The following is an 18,797-nucleotide window of genomic DNA, read 5'->3' as shown; positions in this document are numbered from 1 at the left end:
AATTAAGAAAAGGAAAGGGCTCGTACTAAATCTTCTTTTTTGTGTCGGCTTAAAGGAATTTTTGTCATCCCAATTTCGGCATATTTGCTATTGAAGCGCTCTACTTTATCGATATTAATAATATAGGACTTATGAACTCTGATAAATTTATCTTTTGACAGATCATTTTCAAAAGATTTCATTGTAGAGAGTACCAGATTAGTGTCCTCTTCAGTAACGACTCTGACATAATCTCCAAAGGCTTCAATCCATTTTATTTTAGAAGTGAAAATTTTCAATTTTTTCAAATTACTTTTAATGAAAATATGCTCGCCTTCATTTTCTTTATTTTCTTTTTTAAGTAAATGAAAATCAATAGCTCTTTTTACAGAGGCGTTAAATCGATCAATTGCGATTGGTTTTTGAAGGTAGTCTGTTGCGTCATAATCAAACGCTTTCATGGCGTATTCTGCCTTGGAAGTAATGAAAATAATTTGGGGTTTTACTTTTAAGCCATCTAGAAAATCAAAACCACTGATGACAGGCATTTCTATGTCTAGAAATATTAAGTCTACATTGTGAATAGCCATGCAACTTTTTGCTTCTATAGCGTTAGAAAAATCCCCTATTAGGTGTAAATTTTGATTATTATTAACTAACTTTGCAATAATCATCCTCTGGATAGAACTATCATCAACTACAACACAGTTTAGTTTCATAAAATTTCAGTATTAGATATGGTTAAGTAAATTTACTACTTTTTTATTTAGAAATAAAAATAATATCATCGATTTTTTTAAATTTAAAGCAAAAAAACGAAATAAGGTTTGTGAGATAAGAAATATTGATTACTTTTGCACCCAAATAACAAATAAATATATATTTATGAATCATTATGAAACTGTTTTCATTTTAAATCCCGTTTTATCTGAAGTTCAGGTAAAGGAAACAGTAAGCAAATTTGAAGATTTTCTTACTAGTAGAGGAGCAGAAATGGTGTCGAAAGAAGACTGGGGCCTTAAAAAAATGGCGTACGAAATTCAAAACAAAAAAAGTGGTTTTTACCATTTATTCGAATTCAAAGTAGCAGGAGAAGTCCTTATTGCTTTTGAAACTGAATTTAGACGTGATGAAAGAGTAATGCGTTTCTTGACTGTAAGTCTTGACAAACACGCTATTTCTTGGGCTGAAAGAAGAAGAACTAAATTAAAATCTACAAAAGCTTAATTATCATGGCTACACTACAACAATCGGCTTCAGGAAAAAAAGACGGAGATATCAGATATCTTACGCCTTTAAATATAGAAACAAACAAAACTAAAAAGTATTGTCGTTTCAAAAAATCAGGGATCAAATATATTGATTATAAAGATGCTGATTTCTTATTGAAATTTGTTAATGAGCAAGGAAAAATACTTCCTCGTCGTTTAACAGGAACTTCATTGAAGTACCAAAGAAAAGTGTCTGTTGCTGTAAAAAGAGCACGTCACTTAGCATTAATGCCATATGTGGCTGATTTACTAAAATAATAAAAAATTAACAGTTGTTGGTTTTCTGAAATACGAAACCTAACTTCTATATAAAAGGACAACAACATGGAACTTATTTTAAGACAAGACGTTCAAAATTTAGGATTTAAAGATGATATCGTTTCTGTAAAAAACGGATACGGACGTAATTTTCTAATTCCACAAGGACACGCTCATTTAGCAACATCTTCTGCAAAGAAAGTATTAGCTGAAAACCTAAAACAAAGAGCTCATAAAGAAGCTAAAGTAGTTAATGATGCAAAAACATTGGCTGAAGCATTGAAAGCTATCGAAATTAAAATCTTTGCAAAAGCAGGTGGTGAAAAATTATTCGGTTCAATCACGAATATTGATATCGCTGAAGCTTTAGCTAAAGGTGGACAACAAATTGATAGAAAATTCATCACAAGCGGAATTGTTAAACGTACTGGTAAATATACTGCCAACGTTCGTTTGCACAGAGATGTAATAGTTGAATTGGATTATGAAATTGTTGCTGAAAAAGCATAAATTTGTTAACATATTGTTAATGAATTATTAAAATCACTCTTAGGAGTGATTTTTTTTTGTTTATTTTTGCACCCAAAATAACACATTTACACAAATGAAAAAAATCATTACTTTATTATTAATTTTATGTAGTTTCAGTGCTGTCATTGGGCAAACTACAACTTCTAGCATCAAAGGGATTGTGCGAGGTTCAGGCAATGAGACGCTTCCTGGAGCGACGGTTCAGGCAAATACATATTCCAACAGGTTCTAAGTATTCTGCGTTATCTAATGCGGATGGAAGAATCAGTATGTTGAATATGAGAATTGGTGGTCCTTACAAAATTGTCGTATCCTATGTAGGATATAGAAGTGAAGAATATAATGATGTTTACCTTGATTTAGGTAAAGTATTCAGTTTAGATGTTGTCTTGAAAGATGAAAGTCAGAAATTAGCGGAAGTAAAAGTAGTTGGTTCTAAAAATAGAGTTTTTCAAAGTGGAAGAACTGGTGCAGAAACCACTATCGGTAGAAGAGAATTATCAGCGCTGCCTTCAATTTCTAGATCAGCTGATGATTTTACCCGTTTAGAACCAACAGCAAGTGGAGGCTCTTTTGGAGGTAGAAACGATCAATACAATAGTTACTCGCTTAATGGTGCCGTTTTTAATAATCCTTTTGGATTAGATGCAGCAACTCCGGGTGGACAAACTGGCTCTCAGCCTATTTCATTGGATGCAATCGAACAAATTCAAGTTGCCACTGCTCCTTATGATGTTACATTATCTGGTTTTACTGGAGCTTCTGTAAATGCAGTCACTAAATCAGGGTCAAATGAATTCCATGGTACTGCCTATAGTTTTTATAGAAATCAGGATATGACAGGTAATAAAATTAAAGGAGAAAAAATATTTGTGCCCTCATTAGAGCAAACACAAACCGGTTTTAGTCTTGGTGGTCCAATTGTTAAAAACAAATTGTTTTTCTTTACCAATTTTGAAATTGATAAAAGAAGCGATTCAGGATCAAATTTTGTTGCTAATGATGGAAATGGAACTACTGGAGTGAATGAATCCAGAGTATTAGAAACTGATTTAATGCATGTATCTACTGAGTTAGGAAAGCTAGGTTATAATACGGGAGCTTATCAAGGATTTACACATAATTCTAATTCAAGTAAAGGAATTGTAAAGTTGGATTGGAATATTAATGACAACCATAAACTAGCTGTTATTTATAATTTTTTAGATGCTTCAAAAGATAAGCCTGCACATCCTACCGCTATTATTCGTAGAGGAATTGATGTAAATACGTTACAATTTGAAAATTCAGGGTACCAAATTAACAACCAAATTAGCTCTTTTTTAGTAGAATTAAATTCTAAATTTAGTGAGACGGTTTCTAATAAATTACAAGCAGGTTATACTCATTTTAATGATTTTAGAAATCCTTTTTCTACTCCTGCGCCTGTAATTACAATTACTAAAGATGGTTCGCCTTACATTATAGCAGGTCATGAGCCTTTCTCTATCAATAATAAATTAGATCAAAAAGTAATTCAAATTACTGATAATTTAAATATTGTCAGAGGAAATCATACCTATACAGTAGGCTTCTCATTCGAAAAGTTCATTTTCAAAAATTCATTTAACCTAAAAGGGTATGGTTTTGATGTTTTTGGAAGTACAAATATGGCAGGTTTTGATGCGAATATTGCAAATGGTTATTACAGCACTGCAATAAAAAACGCACAAACAACTTTTGATACAAAAAATGCATTGAAAGACGGTGTTGATGGGGGTTGGAATTTAGCTGAAACGACAGTAGGACAATTAGCTTTTTACGTTCAGGATGAATGGAATATCAGTGATAATTTCAAATTAATCTATGGATTAAGAGCTGATAAACCATTGTATTTCAATACATCTGAATTAGCTCAAAAATTTATTGACACAGATAATTCAGAAGGATATTTGCCAAATATTGATTATTACAACCCAGCTGATGGAAGTGTAAAGAATTTTGATTCAACTAAATTACCTAATAATAATTTACTTTGGTCGCCAAGAGTTGGCTTCAATTGGGATATTAATGGAGATAAAAAACAACAGTTACGCGGTGGTACTGGAATCTTTACCGGTAAGCTTCCTTTTGTATGGATTGGAAATCAAGTAGGTGGTATAGACCCATTTTTCTATCAAGTAGTAGACGAAGATTTTAAATTTCCACAGGTTTGGAGAACGAGTTTAGGATTTGATCACAAATTCGAAAATGATTATATTGTAACCATAGACATGTCTTATAATAAAGATTTAAATGGGGTTCATATACAAAATTGGGGATTAAAAAGACCAACAAGTCAATTGACAGGTGTTGATAATAGAGCAATATACGGTAGTGCGGATTATGGTACTTGGACAGATTATGGTTTTCCGGCGAGAACTAATGGATATGTATTGACGAATACCAATAAAGGAAGTGCATTCAACTCTTCTGTCAAAGTACAAAAGACTTTTGACAATGGATTGTTCGCAAGTTTAGCTTACAACTATTTGAAGTCACAGGATGTTAATTCTATTGAAGCAGAAATTACGGGTGATGCTTTTGCTTTTAATCCGGCTTTGGGGAATGTGAATGATGCGGTTTTATCTGATTCTAAGTATGGCGATACGCACCGTTTTATAGGCGTAGCTTCAAAAAAATGGAAGTACGGTACTAATGACAAATGGGCCACTACTGTATCGACTTTCTTTGAATACGCACAAGGAGGCCGTTTTAATTATACGTATGGTGGAGATATTAACAATGATGGGGCAACTGGAAATGATTTAATTTATATACCAACTTCAGCCGAAATAAGTACTATGCTATTTACAGGAGGAGTTAGTCAAGGTGCCGCATTTGATGCCTTTATCAAGCAGGATAACTATTTGAGTGATAGAAGAGGTCAGTACGCAGCGCGTTATGGTGCGCTGTCTCCATGGAGAGGAAAATGGGATTTTAAAATAATGCAAGATTATAATTTTAAAATTTCTTCAGCTTCTAATAAAACGAATACCATTCAATTTAGTATTGATGTACTGAACTTGGGTAATTTGATTAATTCGGATTGGGGATTGGTTCAAGTACCAACAAGTGTACAGCCAATTGGAGTATCTGTTGATAAAACTACAAAAATACCAACCTATACTTTTAACGGTACTCAAACCAAAACCTTCAACTATGATGCAAGTTTATTATCAAGATGGCAGGCACAGTTTGGAATTAGATATATTTTCTAAAAAAAGATAAAAATATAGATTAAATTTGCCCTCTCGTTTGAGAGGGCTTTTTTTGTTTTATAAATTCAAAAAACAGCTAAAAAACAAAAGTTAAATATTAAAACGCAATAATGAAATACTCAAGATTAACAAAAGAACAATTTGAGAAATTGAATCAGGAATTCAGTACTTTTTTAGCAACGCAGACTATCGATAAAGCCGAGTGGGATAAAATAAAAGCAGAAAAACCGGAAGTTGCCGAACAAGAATTAGATGTGTTTTCTGATTTGGTTTGGGAAGGAGTACTTTCAAAAGCAACCTACTTAGAACATTTTTCTAAAAATCATATTTTCCTTTTTCATTGTTTTGATACTCATGTGCAATCAATTGTCTTGAAATCTTTAGTTCCAGAAACTGATTTCTTGACCAAACAAGGATTGCAATGGCTTAGCGATAATATGTTTACGGATACTATTGAAATGAAAGTGGGTAAAAAAGAGTTTACAGAAGAACGAAATTCTTCAATTTTTGAATTAATACAGCAAGGTTCGTTTTTGAGTGATGGTCTATTGTACCAACAAATAAATACTATTATAGCATCGTAATTGTATTGCTATTTATTTTTAATTGGTTATTTTAGTACACTTTTTCAAAACTAAAATGGCCAATTTATTTTCTATGGATATTCAGAATACAATTCAAAAATTAAGGGAGGAATTAAATCAGCACAACTATAATTATTATGTGTTAGATAATGCAATAATTTCTGATTATGACTTTGATTTGAAATTAAAAAAACTACAAGAACTTGAAGGCCAGTATCCGGAATATTTTGATGAGAATTCACCTTCGCAACGAGTTGGGGGAACAATAACAAAAAACTTCCAAACCGTTCCGCATGAATATAGAATGTATTCTTTGGATAATTCCTATTCCAAAGAAGAATTAATCGATTGGGAAAAACGTGTTCAGAAGGTTTTAGGAGATGTTCCATTAGAATATACTTGTGAACTAAAATACGATGGAGCTTCTATCAGTATTACGTATGAAAACGGAAAATTAAAACGTGCTGTTACGCGTGGCGATGGTTTTCAAGGGGACGATGTGACTAATAATATTAAAACCATAAAATCAATTCCGCTTAAGTTGAAAGGAAATTTCCCTGCGACATTTGATATTCGCGGTGAAATCATTTTGCCCTTTGCCGGTTTCGAAAAAATGAATCAGGAACTAATAGAAATTGGAGAAACTCCCTATTCAAATCCTCGAAATACGGCTTCAGGAAGTCTAAAATTGCAAGATAGTGCTGAAGTGGCAAAACGACCTTTGGATTGTTTGTTGTATTTTTTAATTGGCAATAATTTGCCTTTTAAATCGCAATTTGAAGGATTAGAAACGGCAAGAAATTGGGGTTTTAAAGCACCCAAAGAAGCAAAATTAGCTCATAATCTAGAAGAAGTTTTTGAATTCATTAATCATTGGGACACTCATAGACATACTCTTCCTTATGAAACGGATGGCGTAGTAGTTAAAATAAATTCTTTTCATTATCAAGAGGAACTGGGTTTTACTGCTAAATCGCCTCGTTGGGCCATCGCTTATAAATTCAAATCAGAACAAGTTTCAACAAAATTAAATTCTATTTCGTATCAGGTAGGACGCACTGGTTCTATAACTCCCGTGGCTAACCTTGAACCCGTTCAATTAGCTGGAACCATTGTAAAAAGGGCTTCTTTACACAATGCAGATCAAATAGAAAAGCTAGATATTCGTGAAGGAGATACTGTTTTTGTAGAAAAAGGAGGAGAGATTATTCCCAAAATTATAGCAGTCGATTTAACAAAACGATCCGATGTCTCGGAGCCTACAAAATACATCACGCATTGCCCGGAATGCAATACAAAATTAGTGAGAAGTGAAGGTGAAGCCAATCATTATTGTCCAAATTTTTATGGTTGCCCACCGCAGATCATTGGAAGAATTCAGCATTTTATTTCTAGAAAAGCCATGGATATTGAAGGTCTTGGCGGAGAAACGATAGCTTTACTTTTTAATAATGGATTAGTGCATAATTATGCCGATTTGTATGAATTGACGGTAGATCAGATTTTACCATTGGAGCGAATGGCACAAAAATCGGCTGAAAATTTAGTGAATGGTGTTGCTAATTCGAAAAATATTCCTTTCGAACGCGTTTTGTTCGCACTTGGAATTCGCTTTGTAGGAGAAACAGTAGCGAAGAAATTGGCTAAACATTATAAAAACATTGATACCTTGGGTCAGGCGACTTTGATGGATTTGATTTTAGTGGATGAAATTGGAGACCGAATTGCACAAAGCGTAATTGATTTTTTCGAAAATCAAGAAAATAGAAGTATCATTGAGAGATTAAAAAAACATGGCGTACAATTTGAAATTTTTGAAAAAATAAATCCAAATGCCACGGATAAACTTTCAGGAAAGACTTTTGTAGTTTCAGGAGTTTTTGAGAAATTTTCCAGAGACGATTTGAAAAAAGCAATTGAAGATAATGGAGGCAAAATAGGGAATTCTATTTCAGCAAAAACGGATTATGTTGTAGCTGGAGACAATATGGGGCCTGCTAAATTAGATAAAGCCAATAAACTAAATGTCCCAATAATTTCCGAAGATGATTTTATCAATTTAATTCATAGTTCTACTGCAGAGACTGATTAAAAATATATTTTTTTGCCAGAATATTAATTGTCTGTTTTTTGATGTATTGTTTGAAATTCTTGTAAAGGTGTTTTTACATAGTAATGTTCTATGTTATTAAACAATTGGTCTTATTTATAGCACGCTAATCTGTTTTTATAAATTTGGAATTAATGCCCAAAGTTTAAATCCGGACTTAAAAATAAACAATGAACAGAATAACGGTTGGTTTTGTTAAAAAAATAATTGGTATAAAATGGTTTAATTTCATCGAAAAAATCGATTACAGTTACACTATGATCGATTTTCCTTCAAAAGCTTTTGCTTTATTGTTATCCAAATAAAAATCAATTCGTCCCAAATTTATACCGTAGCAACCTACCTGGTTTACTAAAACGTCTTTGCCTACAAGATTTTTTATAACCGTTGGTTTGTCCAGAAAAGTATGGGTATGTCCACCAATAATCAAATCTATATCCTGAGTCAGCTCGGCCAATTTTAAATCAGATATTTTGCCAGGTTCGTCTCTGTATTTATACCCTAAATGAGACAAACAAATTATGATATCACATTGCTGTTCTTTCTTTAAAATCCGAACCATATCTTGAGCCGTTTCAATCGGATCATTGTACACCGTTTCCTTATACATTGCCTTGTCTACTAAGCCAGCAAGCTCTATCCCGAGTCCAAAAACACCTACTTTTATTCCGTTTTTGTTGAATATTTTATAGGGTTTTACAAAACCATCCATCACTGTGTTTTTAAAATCATAATTGGCAGATAGGAACTCAAATTTAGCGTGTGGCATTTGCGCATGCAAACCTTCTACACCATTGTCAAAATCATGATTCCCTATTGCAGAAGCGTCGTATTCCATCATGCTCATCAATTTGAATTCTAATTCACCTCCGTAATAATTAAAATAAGGGGTTCCCTGAAAAATATCGCCTGCATCCAGCAATAATACATTTGGATTTTCTTTCCGAATCGTTTCAATCAAAGCGGCTCTTCGGGCCACACCACCCATATTAGCATTTCTGGGATGATCTGCTGGGAAAGGATCAATATAACTGTGTACATCATTGGTGTGTAAAATTGTTAGTTGTTTGGTTTTAGACCACTCAAAACTGCTCAAGGATACACCTAAACCTAATAAAGCTGATCCAGCAGCTGTTTTCTCAATAAATTCTCTTCTTTTCATTTTATATTTTTTTGGAGCTATTTCCCGCTTTTCGTTGCAATCTTTTTTATCGTTAAAAAACGATAAAAAAGGATTTTCACTTTAATCGGGGCTATGCTTTATGTTTTCAAAATTACTTTGGATTGTTTATTACCCTTTTTTATTCAACCGTAATCCGAACATCATTTATCACAGGAATAGTATCCACTTCTTTAAAATAATCAATCAGTATATTTCGTAGTTTGTACTCTAAATCAAATTTTTGAACTCCTTTTTTAAAGAAATTCATATTGTCACCACCATTTGATAAATAATCATTGGTTCCTACATAATAAATAGTTTCTTGCTGAACAGGGTTTCCTTGAACCAATATATTTTTTGGAAGATTGTTTTTGTCAATAGTAAAGGTTAATCCAGCTAATGGATGCGGTTTTTTTTCAGCAATAAGATAGGAAACGATTTCAAGGATTTGTTCTCCTTTTAGCGCAATAACGACCAGACTGTTTTCAAAAGGCATAATTTCAAAAGCCGTTCGGGCGGTGACATTCCCTTTTGGAAGTATAGAGCGAATCCCTCCGCTATTCAGCAAACAAATGTCGATATTCTTTTTTTCTCTAGCTTGAAACACAACATTACCTCGTTTTAACGTGACATCGGCCATCAGATTACCAATTGTAGTTTGCCATTTTCCAGAACTCTTGTCTAATGTTTCCGGACAATACGCAAGGACACTATCTAAATCTTTATTGATGTGTTCCCGATACGGTTTGATGAAATTTTCAATTTGCAGGGCTTGTTTTCCTATGGGGTCTGTAGTAGAGACTTGATTTTCTTTTTCAGTGACAGGAATTCGTTTTCCTTCAATTTTAGTAACATAGTAATTTTGTTTGCTGCACGAAGCAACAAATAAAAATGTTAAGAATATAACAAAAAGTTTAGAAACGTCGTTATACTTTTTTAGATTTACCATTTTAAATGCAACTTAATTAATTAATTTTGTAATCAAGTAAAAGTACTATGTTTTTAAATTATATAAAGAATTTTTTTGTAAAAAAAACATTAAAAAACAGCTTTCAGAATTTAAAAAGTAATGGATCTGTGGCTGGTGTGCAAACAATTGGTTTAGTCGTTGATACTACTGGTTTTGCTGAGACTGAATTGCTGGTAAAGGAAATTTTATCCTATGGAATTTTGCCTGAAAACATCAAAATTATTGTTTATAACGATAAATTAAAACAAATTAGCGAAAAAAAATATCCTATATTTAGTGCTCGAGATCTCAATTGGAAAGGACAAATTGCATCCACGGAGGTTAATGCTTTTAGCAATGAAAAATTCGATTTATTAATAAGCTATTACGATATAGAAAAAGCAATTTTATTGCAAGTTACCCATAATTCAAAAGCACAATTCAAGGTTGGTTTTTCATCCATAGACCAAAGATTAAATCATTTCATGATTAAAACAGAGGTTAATAGTTACCGTATTTTTTCAAGTGAGTTATTCAAATATTTAAAATTATTAAACAAAATATAAAATAATATGCAATTATTAATAGGAACAGGTGTTGCTCTTGTAACTCCTTTTAAACAAGATTTTTCAATAGATACCGAAGCTTTAAAAAGAATTGTACATTTTTCTATCGATGGAGGAATTGAATATTTGGTAGTATTGGGTACCACTGCAGAAAATGCAACTTTGTCTCCAGAGGAAAAAGAATTGGTCATCCGTACTGTAATCGAAGCTAATAATGGCACTTTGCCCTTAGTGCTTGGAGTAGGAGGTAATAATACCTTAAAAGTTGTTGAAGAGTTAAAAACAAGAGATTTAACTGCGTTTACGGCAATACTTTCCGTTTCTCCGTACTATAACAAACCTACTCAGGAAGGGATTTACCAGCATTTCAAGGCTGTTGCTGAAGCCTCTCCCATTCCAGTGATTTTATATAATGTTCCGGGAAGAACGGCAAGTAATATGTTGCCTTCGACTGTTTTGCGTTTGGCAAATGATTTCGAAAATATCGTAGCCATAAAGGAAGCAGCAGGAGATCTTGTTCAGGCAATGCAATTATTGAAAAACAAACCAAAAGATTTTCTTGTAATTTCTGGTGATGATATGATAGCTTTACCAATGGTTTTAGCAGGTGGAGCAGGTGTGATATCAGTTATTGGTCAAGGTTTCCCTAAAGAATTTTCTGAAATGATTCGATTGGGCTTAAACAGAAAGACAGATGAAGCGTTCAAAACACAGTATCTTTTATCAGATTGTATTGACATGATTTTTGAGCAGGGAAATCCAGCAGGAATTAAACAAGTCTTTCTGTCACTAGGGATTTCTGAAAATACAGTGCGTTTGCCACTGGTAAAAGTAGATGATTCACTAGCAAATAGAATTGATCAGTTTGTAAAAAAAATGAATAAATAAGGATGAAAAAGTAGCATTTTTTTAAACAAAAAATATATTTTGAAGTCGCTAAATTAATAACTAAATTTGCCACCGAAACTTCGGTATGATTTGCTAGGTTGTTTCAGCCAAAGGAATCATGAAAAAAGTAAAAAAATGAAATCAAAGATTCACGAAATCTAAAAAACAATATTAAATGTTGAGTAAAAAAATAATATCTCTATTGCTTCTTGTAGTTTTTTTTAGTTCTTGTAACGAATACCAAAGAGCACTAAAAACCGAAGATGTTGCTGTCAAGTTTGAAATGGCGACTAAATTATACGATACAGGAAAATTTTCTAAAGCAATTCGTATTTTTGAGCAGATTGGCCCAGCATACAGAGGAAAGCCTCAAGCAGAAAAATTGTTTTATATGTTTGCGCAATCCTATTACAAGACAAAGCAATATTATTTAGCAGGATATCAATTTGAAAGCTTTGTTTCAGGATATCCTAAAAGTGAAAAAATACAAGAAGCAGCTTATTTAGGGGCAAAAAGTTACTCGATGCTTTCTCCTTCTTATAGTCTAGATCAAACGGACACGAACAAAGCATTGGATAAATTACAACTGTTTATTGATAGTTATCCAAACTCAGAATATCTGGCTGATGCCAATGCTTCCGTTAAAATGCTTAGCGAGAAAATACAAAAAAAAGTCTTTGAAAATGCTAAAGGATACCATACGATTTCTGATTTTAAATCAGCGATAATTGCTTTAGATAATTTTGTTGCAGATTATCCAGGAACACCACTAAAAGAGGACGCATTGTTTTTTAAATTAGATTCAGCTTACCAACTGGCAATAAATAGTGTTCCTGCAAAAATGGAAGAACGTTTGAATGTTGCAAAAACAGCGCAAGCAAATTTGATAAAATTTAATGCTGAAACGAAATATATAAAAGTAGCGAACCAAATGTTAGCTCAAATAGAAAAAGATTTACAAAAATTTACTAAATAAATAAAGTCATGGATTTAAAAAAGACGAATGCTCCAGTAAATACAATAACATATAATAAAACTGTTATTGAAGAACCTACTGGTAATGTGTATGAAGCAATAACCATTATGGCTAAAAGAGCAAACCAAATCAATTCAGAAATTAAAAAAGAATTGACAGAGAAATTAGAAGAGTTTGCAACATATAATGACAGTCTTGAAGAAGTTTTTGAAAACAAAGAACAAATTGAGGTTTCAAAATTTTACGAAAAACTGCCTAAACCACACGCTTTAGCAGTTCAAGAATGGTTAGATGGTAAAATTTACCACAGAGACTCTAATAAATAATAAATGCTATGTCAGTTTTAAACGGTAAGAAAATTTTACTAGGAATTTCTGGTGGAATTGCAGCCTATAAAACCGCTTCATTAGTACGACTTTTCATAAAAGCAGGTGCACATGTCCAAGTGATAATGACACCTGCTTCTAAGGATTTTGTAACCCCTCTTACATTATCTACGTTATCCAAAAATCCGGTTTATTCTAGTTTTTATAACCAAGACAATGAAGATGAAAAATGGAACAATCATGTTGAATTGGCACTTTGGGCTGATTTGATGATTATTGCGCCAGCTACAGCAAATACATTGTCTAAAATGACAAATGGTATTTGTGATAATCTATTGATTGCAGCCTATTTATCCGCAAAATGTCCCGTGTATTTTGCTCCTGCAATGGATTTAGATATGTACAAACATCCTTCAACTATTGCTAATTTTTCCTCTTTGACACAATTTGGTAATACAATAATTCCTGCCGAAACAGGCGAATTGGCAAGTGGATTGTCCGGAGAAGGCAGAATGGCGGAACCAGAGAATATAGTGGCTTTTATTGAGGCGGATTTAAACAATAAATTACCTCTTAAAGGAAAAAAAATATTAATTACTGCTGGTCCTACTTATGAAGCAATCGATCCCGTGCGTTTTATAGGAAATCATTCTTCAGGTAAAATGGGTTTTGATATAGCAATTAGCGCTGCTAATCTAGGTGCTTCAGTATTTTTAGTAAGTGGACCAACGCTTTTTACAGTTTCAAATCCCTTGATTGAAGTTATTAATGTAGTCTCTGCCGAAGAGATGTATCTAGCCTGCCACCAGAGGTACGGTGATGTAGATGTCGCCATTGCAGCAGCAGCAGTTGCGGATTATAAGCCCAAGAATGTAGCTAAACAAAAAATTAAAAAGGCAGCTGATAATTTTGTAATTGAACTCGAGAAAACCAAGGATATTTTAGCTTCTTTGGGAACGCTGAAGAAAAATCAGTTTCTGATTGGTTTTGCTTTAGAAACAGAAAATGAAATCGAAAATGCAAAGCTGAAAATTCAGAAAAAAAACTTAGATTTGATCGTTTTGAATTCCCTTCAAGATCAGGGTGCCGGTTTTGGAAAACCAACGAATAAAGTTACTTTTATAGACCAGTTTTTTAATCTTGAACCAATGGAATTAAAATCGAAAGAGGCTGTTGCGGATGATATACTAAATAAAGTAATAGCGCATTTTGAAAAACTAAGGTAGTACATGACACTCTATGAGGTAATAACGGTTGTGATTTATGGTGACAGATAAAAAAACAGAAATCTACAGATGAATAAAATATTTACTTTTTTGCTGCTTTTTATTTTTGGAGGTGTCCAAGCACAACAACTGAATTGTACTGTAACGGTTGATGCACAGCGATTGAGTGTTACCAATCAACAAGTTTTTAAAACCTTGCAAACCTCGATCAGTGAGTTTGTAAACAAAACAGATTGGACCGGTCAAACAGTGAAGCAAAATGAAAAAATTAATTGCTCAATTTATATTACTGTTTCTGCTAATAATTCCGATCAATTTATAGCCACCATCCAGGTACAATCATCCCGTCCGGTTTTTAATTCATCGTACACTTCACCAGTTTTAAATTATAACGACAAAGATTTTAGTTTTCGGTATACTGAGTTTGAAAATTTAATTTTTAACCCTACCAGTTTTGATTCTAATTTAGTTTCGGTTCTTTCTTTTTACAGTTATGTCATTTTAGGAATGGATGCGGATACTTTTGTGATGGAATCCGGAAATCCTTATTTTGAAACTGCTCAGAATATTTTGAATGTAGCACAACAAGGAGGATCAAAAGGATGGAGTCAGGCCGATGGAAATCAAAACCGTTATTTTTTGATAAATGATATTTTATCCCCGGCATTCAAACAAGTTCGACAAACGATGTTTGAGTACCATTCCGGATTAGATTTGATGAATCAGGATTTAAAAGAGGCTAAAGAAAAAATAAAAGGATCTTTAATTGATTTAGCTAAGTTAAATGCTTCAAGACCTAATGCGTTTTTAACCCGTGTCTTTTTTGATGCTAAATCAGATGAAATTGTAGCTGTATTTTCAGGTGGTCCTAGTATCACAATTTCAGATTTAGTTGATAATCTAAATAAAATTTCTCCTTTGAATTCTAGCAAATGGGCACTGATACACTATTAATTAGCGGCCAGATTTTAATTTAATCCCCGGTTCCAATAAAAAAAACAAATAAATGATAACGTCACTTTCGATAAAAAACTATGCTTTAATAGAAAAATTGACAATCGATTTTTCAAAAGGTTTCTCAACAATCACTGGAGAAACTGGTGCAGGAAAATCAATAATTTTAGGTGCATTGGGGCTGGTTTTAGGAAAAAGAGCCGATTTGACTTCTCTAAAAAACAAAGAAGAAAAGTGTATTATTGAGGCTCATTTTGAAATTTCTAAGTATAATTTGCTTCCTTTTTTTGAAATAAATGATTTAGATTATGAAAATGACACCATAATTAGACGCGAAATCCTGCCTTCAGGAAAATCAAGAGCGTTTGTTAATGACAGCCCCGTAAATCTTCAGGAATTGCAGGAATTGAGCTTGTTCTTGATTGATATTCATTCGCAACAACAAACTCAAGAACTTTCGGATGAAAATGTACAGTTTGAAATTATAGACGCTATTGCCACAAATAAAGATATAATTCTGGAGTATCAGTCGCTTTTAAAAAAATATAAATCGGATAGATCCAAATTAAATTCGGTACTGAAAAGACAAAGCGAATCTAAGAAAGAGCAGGAATACAATACTTTTTTATTGGAAGAATTGGTAGCAGCGCAATTAAAATCAGGTGAACAAGAATCTCTTGAGGCTAATTTTGAAAAATTAAATAATGTTGAAATTATAAAGGAATCTATTGATAAATCTTTGGCTATAGCCAATGAAGAACAAATGGGTGTGATGTATAATTTGAATGAAATTAAGGTTTCATTACAAAAAATTGCTGTTTTTTCATCGGATTACCAATCTTTCTTAGAAAGAATTACAAGCGTAACGATTGAATTTGAGGATGTTTTGGAAGAAATGAATCGTTGTTCTGAAAAATTGATTAATGATCCGGAACAATTGGATTTAATTAGTCAAAAGCTTCAGGTAATTTTTACCTTGCAAAAGAAACATCAGGTGTCATCTGTGGATGAACTACTTCAAATTCAGATGAATATTGAAAATTCAGTATTAGAATTAGGAAATATGGAAGAAGAGATCGCTGCACTGACGCTTTCTCTAAAGCAAAAAACCGTTGAATTAGATGTTTTTTCAACTACAATTCATACGAATAGATTGAATTCGATTCCAGTTTTATCCCAAAAGTTGATTGCGATTTTAGAAACTTTAGGGATGCCTAATGTGCGCTTTAAAATGGATGTAAAATCAACTGAAACCTATTTTCAAAACGGAAAAGATGAGCTTCAGTTTTTATTTTCGGCCAATAAAGGGACGGATTTTGGTTTGTTAAAAAAAGTAGCTTCTGGTGGAGAAATGTCAAGGATTATGCTTGCTGTTAAGGCGATATTGGCACACTATTCAAAATTACCAACATTAATTTTTGATGAAATTGACACTGGTGTTTCCGGAGAAATAGCCATAAGAATGGGGGAAATTATGAAGGAAATGAGTCAGCAAATGCAAATTTTTGCTATCACGCATTTACCCCAAATTGCGGCAAAAGGGAATGCTCATTTCAAAGTATTTAAATCGACTGTTGGCGAGGATACGCAATCTGAATTGAAATTATTAACTAGAGAAGAAAGAGTGGTTGAAATCGCGCAAATGTTATCTGGAACAATCGTTTCCGACTCAGCCTTAAATCATGCCAAAGCCTTGTTGAACTAATATTTTAAATTATATTTGTCTCTAAAAAATCAAGACGAATTCAATTAAAATTATCTATTTAAAAAAATAAAATATGTATTTCAAAAAATCGATCGTAATATTGAGTGTAATTAGTATTTCTTTTTTTAACAGCTCTTTTGGGCAAGTGTTAGATTCGAACCATACAGTTGGTTCTATTCCAGCCAATAATTACATGTTTTCGATGAGTGATTATCCAGAGGGATTTTACGTTACTTTAGAAGATTTCATTAATAAAAAAACCACCAAACTTAATCCAGTAGAACGTAGAACAATTGTAGGGTTAGAAAAAAAATTAATACATCAAAATTCTATTGTTGATCATATTTTTCTGTACACTATTGCTGACGAAACTAAATTGACCGGAGTTTTTGCTGTTTCACTAAATGGAAATCTTTATGTACAACAAAAAAATTTCCGTAAATATGCATTGAAAGGTGATAAGAGTGAAGAAGGAGATAACCCAAATTCGTATCACAGGGTTTTGCAAGCCGGAAAGTTTCTATATTTAGAGGCGGAGCTTGCTAATGGTTGGTCAAAAGGATTGGCCTATGGAAGTGGTGGAGCTATTGGTGGTGTCAATGAATAGACTAAAAGGAATTGTATTTGATATCAATAAAAAAGAGTTTAATGTTTTAAAAGACTGTAAGGATTTTAATGAATTTTTAACCAGTCACCAATTAGAAAACGTGAAATGTGAAAACAAAAAAATAGATATAATCACGGTTAGGGAAAATATTAATAAAATAATAAGATAAGGAATTTATATTTTTTTGAATTAAAAAATAAGGATTTCCAACAATATAAAAACGGAAACAATAGAATTATGATTATAGAACCTAGAATGAGAGGATTTATTTGTACGACATCACACCCAAAAGGATGCGAGCAAAATGTAAAAAATCAAATAGAATACATACAATCAAAAGGCGCAATCAACGGAGCTAAAAATGTATTAGTAATTGGGGCTTCAACCGGTTTTGGTTTGGCTTCCAGAATTACAAGTGCTTTTGGTTCTAATGCAGCAACTATTGGTGTATTTTTTGAAAAAGCTCCTTCTGAAGGAAAAACAGCTTCACCAGGTTGGTACAACTCTGCAGCTTTTGAAAATGAAGCGCATAAAGCAGGTTTGTATGCAAAAAGTATCAATGGAGATGCTTTTTCGAATGAAGTAAAGCAACAAACATTAGATCTTATAAAAGCTGATTTAGGTCAAGTGGACTTAATAATCTACAGTTTAGCTTCTCCCGTTCGTATGCATCCTGTAACAGGAATATTGCATCGTTCTGTTTTGAAACCAATTGGTGGTACTTTTACCAATAAAACAGTTGATTTTCATTCTGGTAAAGTTTCTGAAATTTCAATTGAGCCTTGCACTGGTGATGATATAGAAAACACAGTCGCCGTTATGGGCGGGGAAGATTGGGAGATGTGGATTGATGCTCTAAAAGCTCAAAATCTATTAGCTCCAGGCGCTACAACTGTTGCTTATTCCTATATTGGGCCATCATTGACTGAGGCAGTGTATAGAAAAGGTACAATTGGTCGTGCCAAAGATCATCTTGAATCGACTGCATTTGCAATCACGGACAGTTTAGCAGCTATTGATGGAAAAGCATTTGTTTCTGTAAATAAGGCATTGGTTACACAAGCAAGTTCTGCAATTCCGGTTATTCCATTGTATATTTCTTTATTATATCGAATAATGAAGGAAGAAGGTATACACGAAGGATGTATTGAGCAAATTCAGCGTTTGTATCAAGAACGATTGTTTACCGGCAATGAAGTTCCTGTTGACGAAAAAGGAAGAATTAGGATTGATGATTTAGAGATGCGTCCTGATGTTCAGGAAAAAGTAGCTAAATTGTGGATGGAGGCTGTAACTGAAAATTTATCCGAAATAGGAGATTTAGTAGGATACAGAAAAGATTTTTACAATTTATTTGGTTTTGACGTGGATGGTGTAGATTACAAAGCGGATACAAACGAAGTGGTAAACATTAAAAGTATTTCTTAATTATTGTACCTTAAAATAGTATTTATAAAACCATCAAT

At 32.9% G+C, this 18,797-nt stretch carries 17 protein-coding genes and 1 pseudogene; 15 read left to right on the top strand and 3 right to left on the bottom strand.

Annotated elements, in window-relative coordinates; all coding sequences use genetic code 11:
* Positions 1–2: 2 nt before the first annotated feature.
* A complete protein-coding gene (locus tag EKL99_RS02785; RefSeq protein ID WP_126576357.1) occupies positions 3–698 on the bottom strand; it encodes a LytTR family DNA-binding domain-containing protein in 696 nt (231 codons plus the stop codon).
* 166 nt (positions 699–864) lie between these two features.
* Between EKL99_RS02785 and rpsF the strand changes: the two genes are divergently transcribed.
* The 6 genes and pseudogenes from rpsF to ligA all read left to right on the top strand — a co-directional run bounded on the left by rpsF (position 865) and on the right by ligA (position 7,954).
* On the top strand, positions 865–1,206 hold the full coding sequence (gene rpsF, locus EKL99_RS02780) for a 30S ribosomal protein S6 (protein ID WP_035671622.1): 342 nt from the start codon (positions 865–867) through the stop codon (positions 1,204–1,206).
* Between the two features lie 5 nt (positions 1,207–1,211).
* Positions 1,212–1,508 (top strand): 30S ribosomal protein S18, encoded by a 297-nt coding sequence (gene rpsR / locus EKL99_RS02775; RefSeq protein WP_007138295.1) that lies wholly within the window; start codon positions 1,212–1,214, stop codon positions 1,506–1,508.
* 66 nt (positions 1,509–1,574) lie between these two features.
* Positions 1,575–2,018 carry a 50S ribosomal protein L9 gene (rplI, locus tag EKL99_RS02770; protein WP_126462941.1) on the top strand — a complete coding sequence of 148 codons (444 nt, stop codon included), beginning with the start codon at positions 1,575–1,577 and terminating at the stop codon, positions 2,016–2,018.
* Positions 2,019–2,112: 94 nt separating this feature from the next.
* Positions 2,113–5,278 (top strand): annotated as a pseudogene (locus EKL99_RS02765) (carboxypeptidase regulatory-like domain-containing protein).
* Positions 5,279–5,388: 110 nt separating this feature from the next.
* Complete coding sequence (locus EKL99_RS02760) at positions 5,389–5,862, top strand: DUF6495 family protein (protein ID WP_126553625.1); 474 nt, start codon at positions 5,389–5,391, stop codon at positions 5,860–5,862.
* A 73-nt stretch (positions 5,863–5,935) separates the two neighbouring features.
* Positions 5,936–7,954, top strand: coding sequence for an NAD-dependent DNA ligase LigA (gene ligA, locus EKL99_RS02755; RefSeq protein WP_126553814.1), 2,019 nt, complete (start codon positions 5,936–5,938; stop codon positions 7,952–7,954).
* A gap of 268 nt (positions 7,955–8,222) precedes the next feature.
* Here ligA and EKL99_RS02750 read toward each other — a convergent pair whose 3' ends face one another.
* Both EKL99_RS02750 and EKL99_RS02745 read right to left on the bottom strand, forming a co-directional pair.
* Complete coding sequence (locus tag EKL99_RS02750; protein ID WP_126553627.1) at positions 8,223–9,134, bottom strand: bifunctional UDP-sugar hydrolase/5'-nucleotidase; 912 nt, start codon at positions 9,132–9,134, stop codon at positions 8,223–8,225.
* A 139-nt stretch (positions 9,135–9,273) separates the two neighbouring features.
* A complete protein-coding gene (locus tag EKL99_RS02745; RefSeq protein WP_126553629.1) occupies positions 9,274–10,083 on the bottom strand; it encodes a 5'-nucleotidase C-terminal domain-containing protein in 810 nt (269 codons plus the stop codon).
* 47 nt (positions 10,084–10,130) lie between these two features.
* Here EKL99_RS02745 and EKL99_RS02740 point away from each other — a divergent pair, with 47 nt between their 5' ends.
* From EKL99_RS02740 to fabV, 9 genes are all read left to right on the top strand, one after another.
* Positions 10,131–10,649 (top strand): hypothetical protein, encoded by a 519-nt coding sequence (locus tag EKL99_RS02740; protein WP_126452446.1) that lies wholly within the window; start codon positions 10,131–10,133, stop codon positions 10,647–10,649.
* A 6-nt stretch (positions 10,650–10,655) separates the two neighbouring features.
* Positions 10,656–11,537, top strand: coding sequence for a 4-hydroxy-tetrahydrodipicolinate synthase (gene dapA, locus EKL99_RS02735; RefSeq protein ID WP_126462933.1), 882 nt, complete (start codon positions 10,656–10,658; stop codon positions 11,535–11,537).
* A gap of 175 nt (positions 11,538–11,712) precedes the next feature.
* On the top strand, positions 11,713–12,513 hold the full coding sequence (locus tag EKL99_RS02730; protein WP_126553631.1) for an outer membrane protein assembly factor BamD: 801 nt from the start codon (positions 11,713–11,715) through the stop codon (positions 12,511–12,513).
* Positions 12,514–12,521: 8 nt separating this feature from the next.
* Positions 12,522–12,839 carry a DNA-directed RNA polymerase subunit omega gene (locus EKL99_RS02725; RefSeq protein ID WP_026709525.1) on the top strand — a complete coding sequence of 106 codons (318 nt, stop codon included), beginning with the start codon at positions 12,522–12,524 and terminating at the stop codon, positions 12,837–12,839.
* An 8-nt stretch (positions 12,840–12,847) separates the two neighbouring features.
* Positions 12,848–14,065 carry a bifunctional phosphopantothenoylcysteine decarboxylase/phosphopantothenate--cysteine ligase CoaBC gene (gene coaBC, locus EKL99_RS02720; RefSeq protein ID WP_126452440.1) on the top strand — a complete coding sequence of 406 codons (1,218 nt, stop codon included), beginning with the start codon at positions 12,848–12,850 and terminating at the stop codon, positions 14,063–14,065.
* Between the two features lie 69 nt (positions 14,066–14,134).
* The gene (locus tag EKL99_RS02715; protein WP_126452438.1) at positions 14,135–15,019 is read left to right on the top strand and encodes a DUF4835 family protein; all 885 of its coding nucleotides are present in this window, start codon (positions 14,135–14,137) and stop codon (positions 15,017–15,019) included.
* 52 nt (positions 15,020–15,071) lie between these two features.
* Positions 15,072–16,724 carry a DNA repair protein RecN gene (gene recN, locus EKL99_RS02710; protein ID WP_126576356.1) on the top strand — a complete coding sequence of 551 codons (1,653 nt, stop codon included), beginning with the start codon at positions 15,072–15,074 and terminating at the stop codon, positions 16,722–16,724.
* Positions 16,725–16,797: 73 nt separating this feature from the next.
* Entirely contained in the window at positions 16,798–17,331 is a 534-nt protein-coding gene (locus EKL99_RS02705; protein WP_126576355.1) for a hypothetical protein, read from the top strand.
* 237 nt (positions 17,332–17,568) lie between these two features.
* Complete coding sequence (gene fabV, locus EKL99_RS02695) at positions 17,569–18,759, top strand: enoyl-ACP reductase FabV (protein ID WP_126462923.1); 1,191 nt, start codon at positions 17,569–17,571, stop codon at positions 18,757–18,759.
* The last annotated feature ends 38 nt before the right edge of the window (positions 18,760–18,797 follow it).

This window comes from Flavobacterium sp. ZB4P23 (assembly GCF_003970375.1).
Classification (GTDB): domain Bacteria; phylum Bacteroidota; class Bacteroidia; order Flavobacteriales; family Flavobacteriaceae; genus Flavobacterium.
Note: the sequence above shows the minus strand (reverse complement) of the source record. Positions and strands in the feature narration are given on the sequence as shown.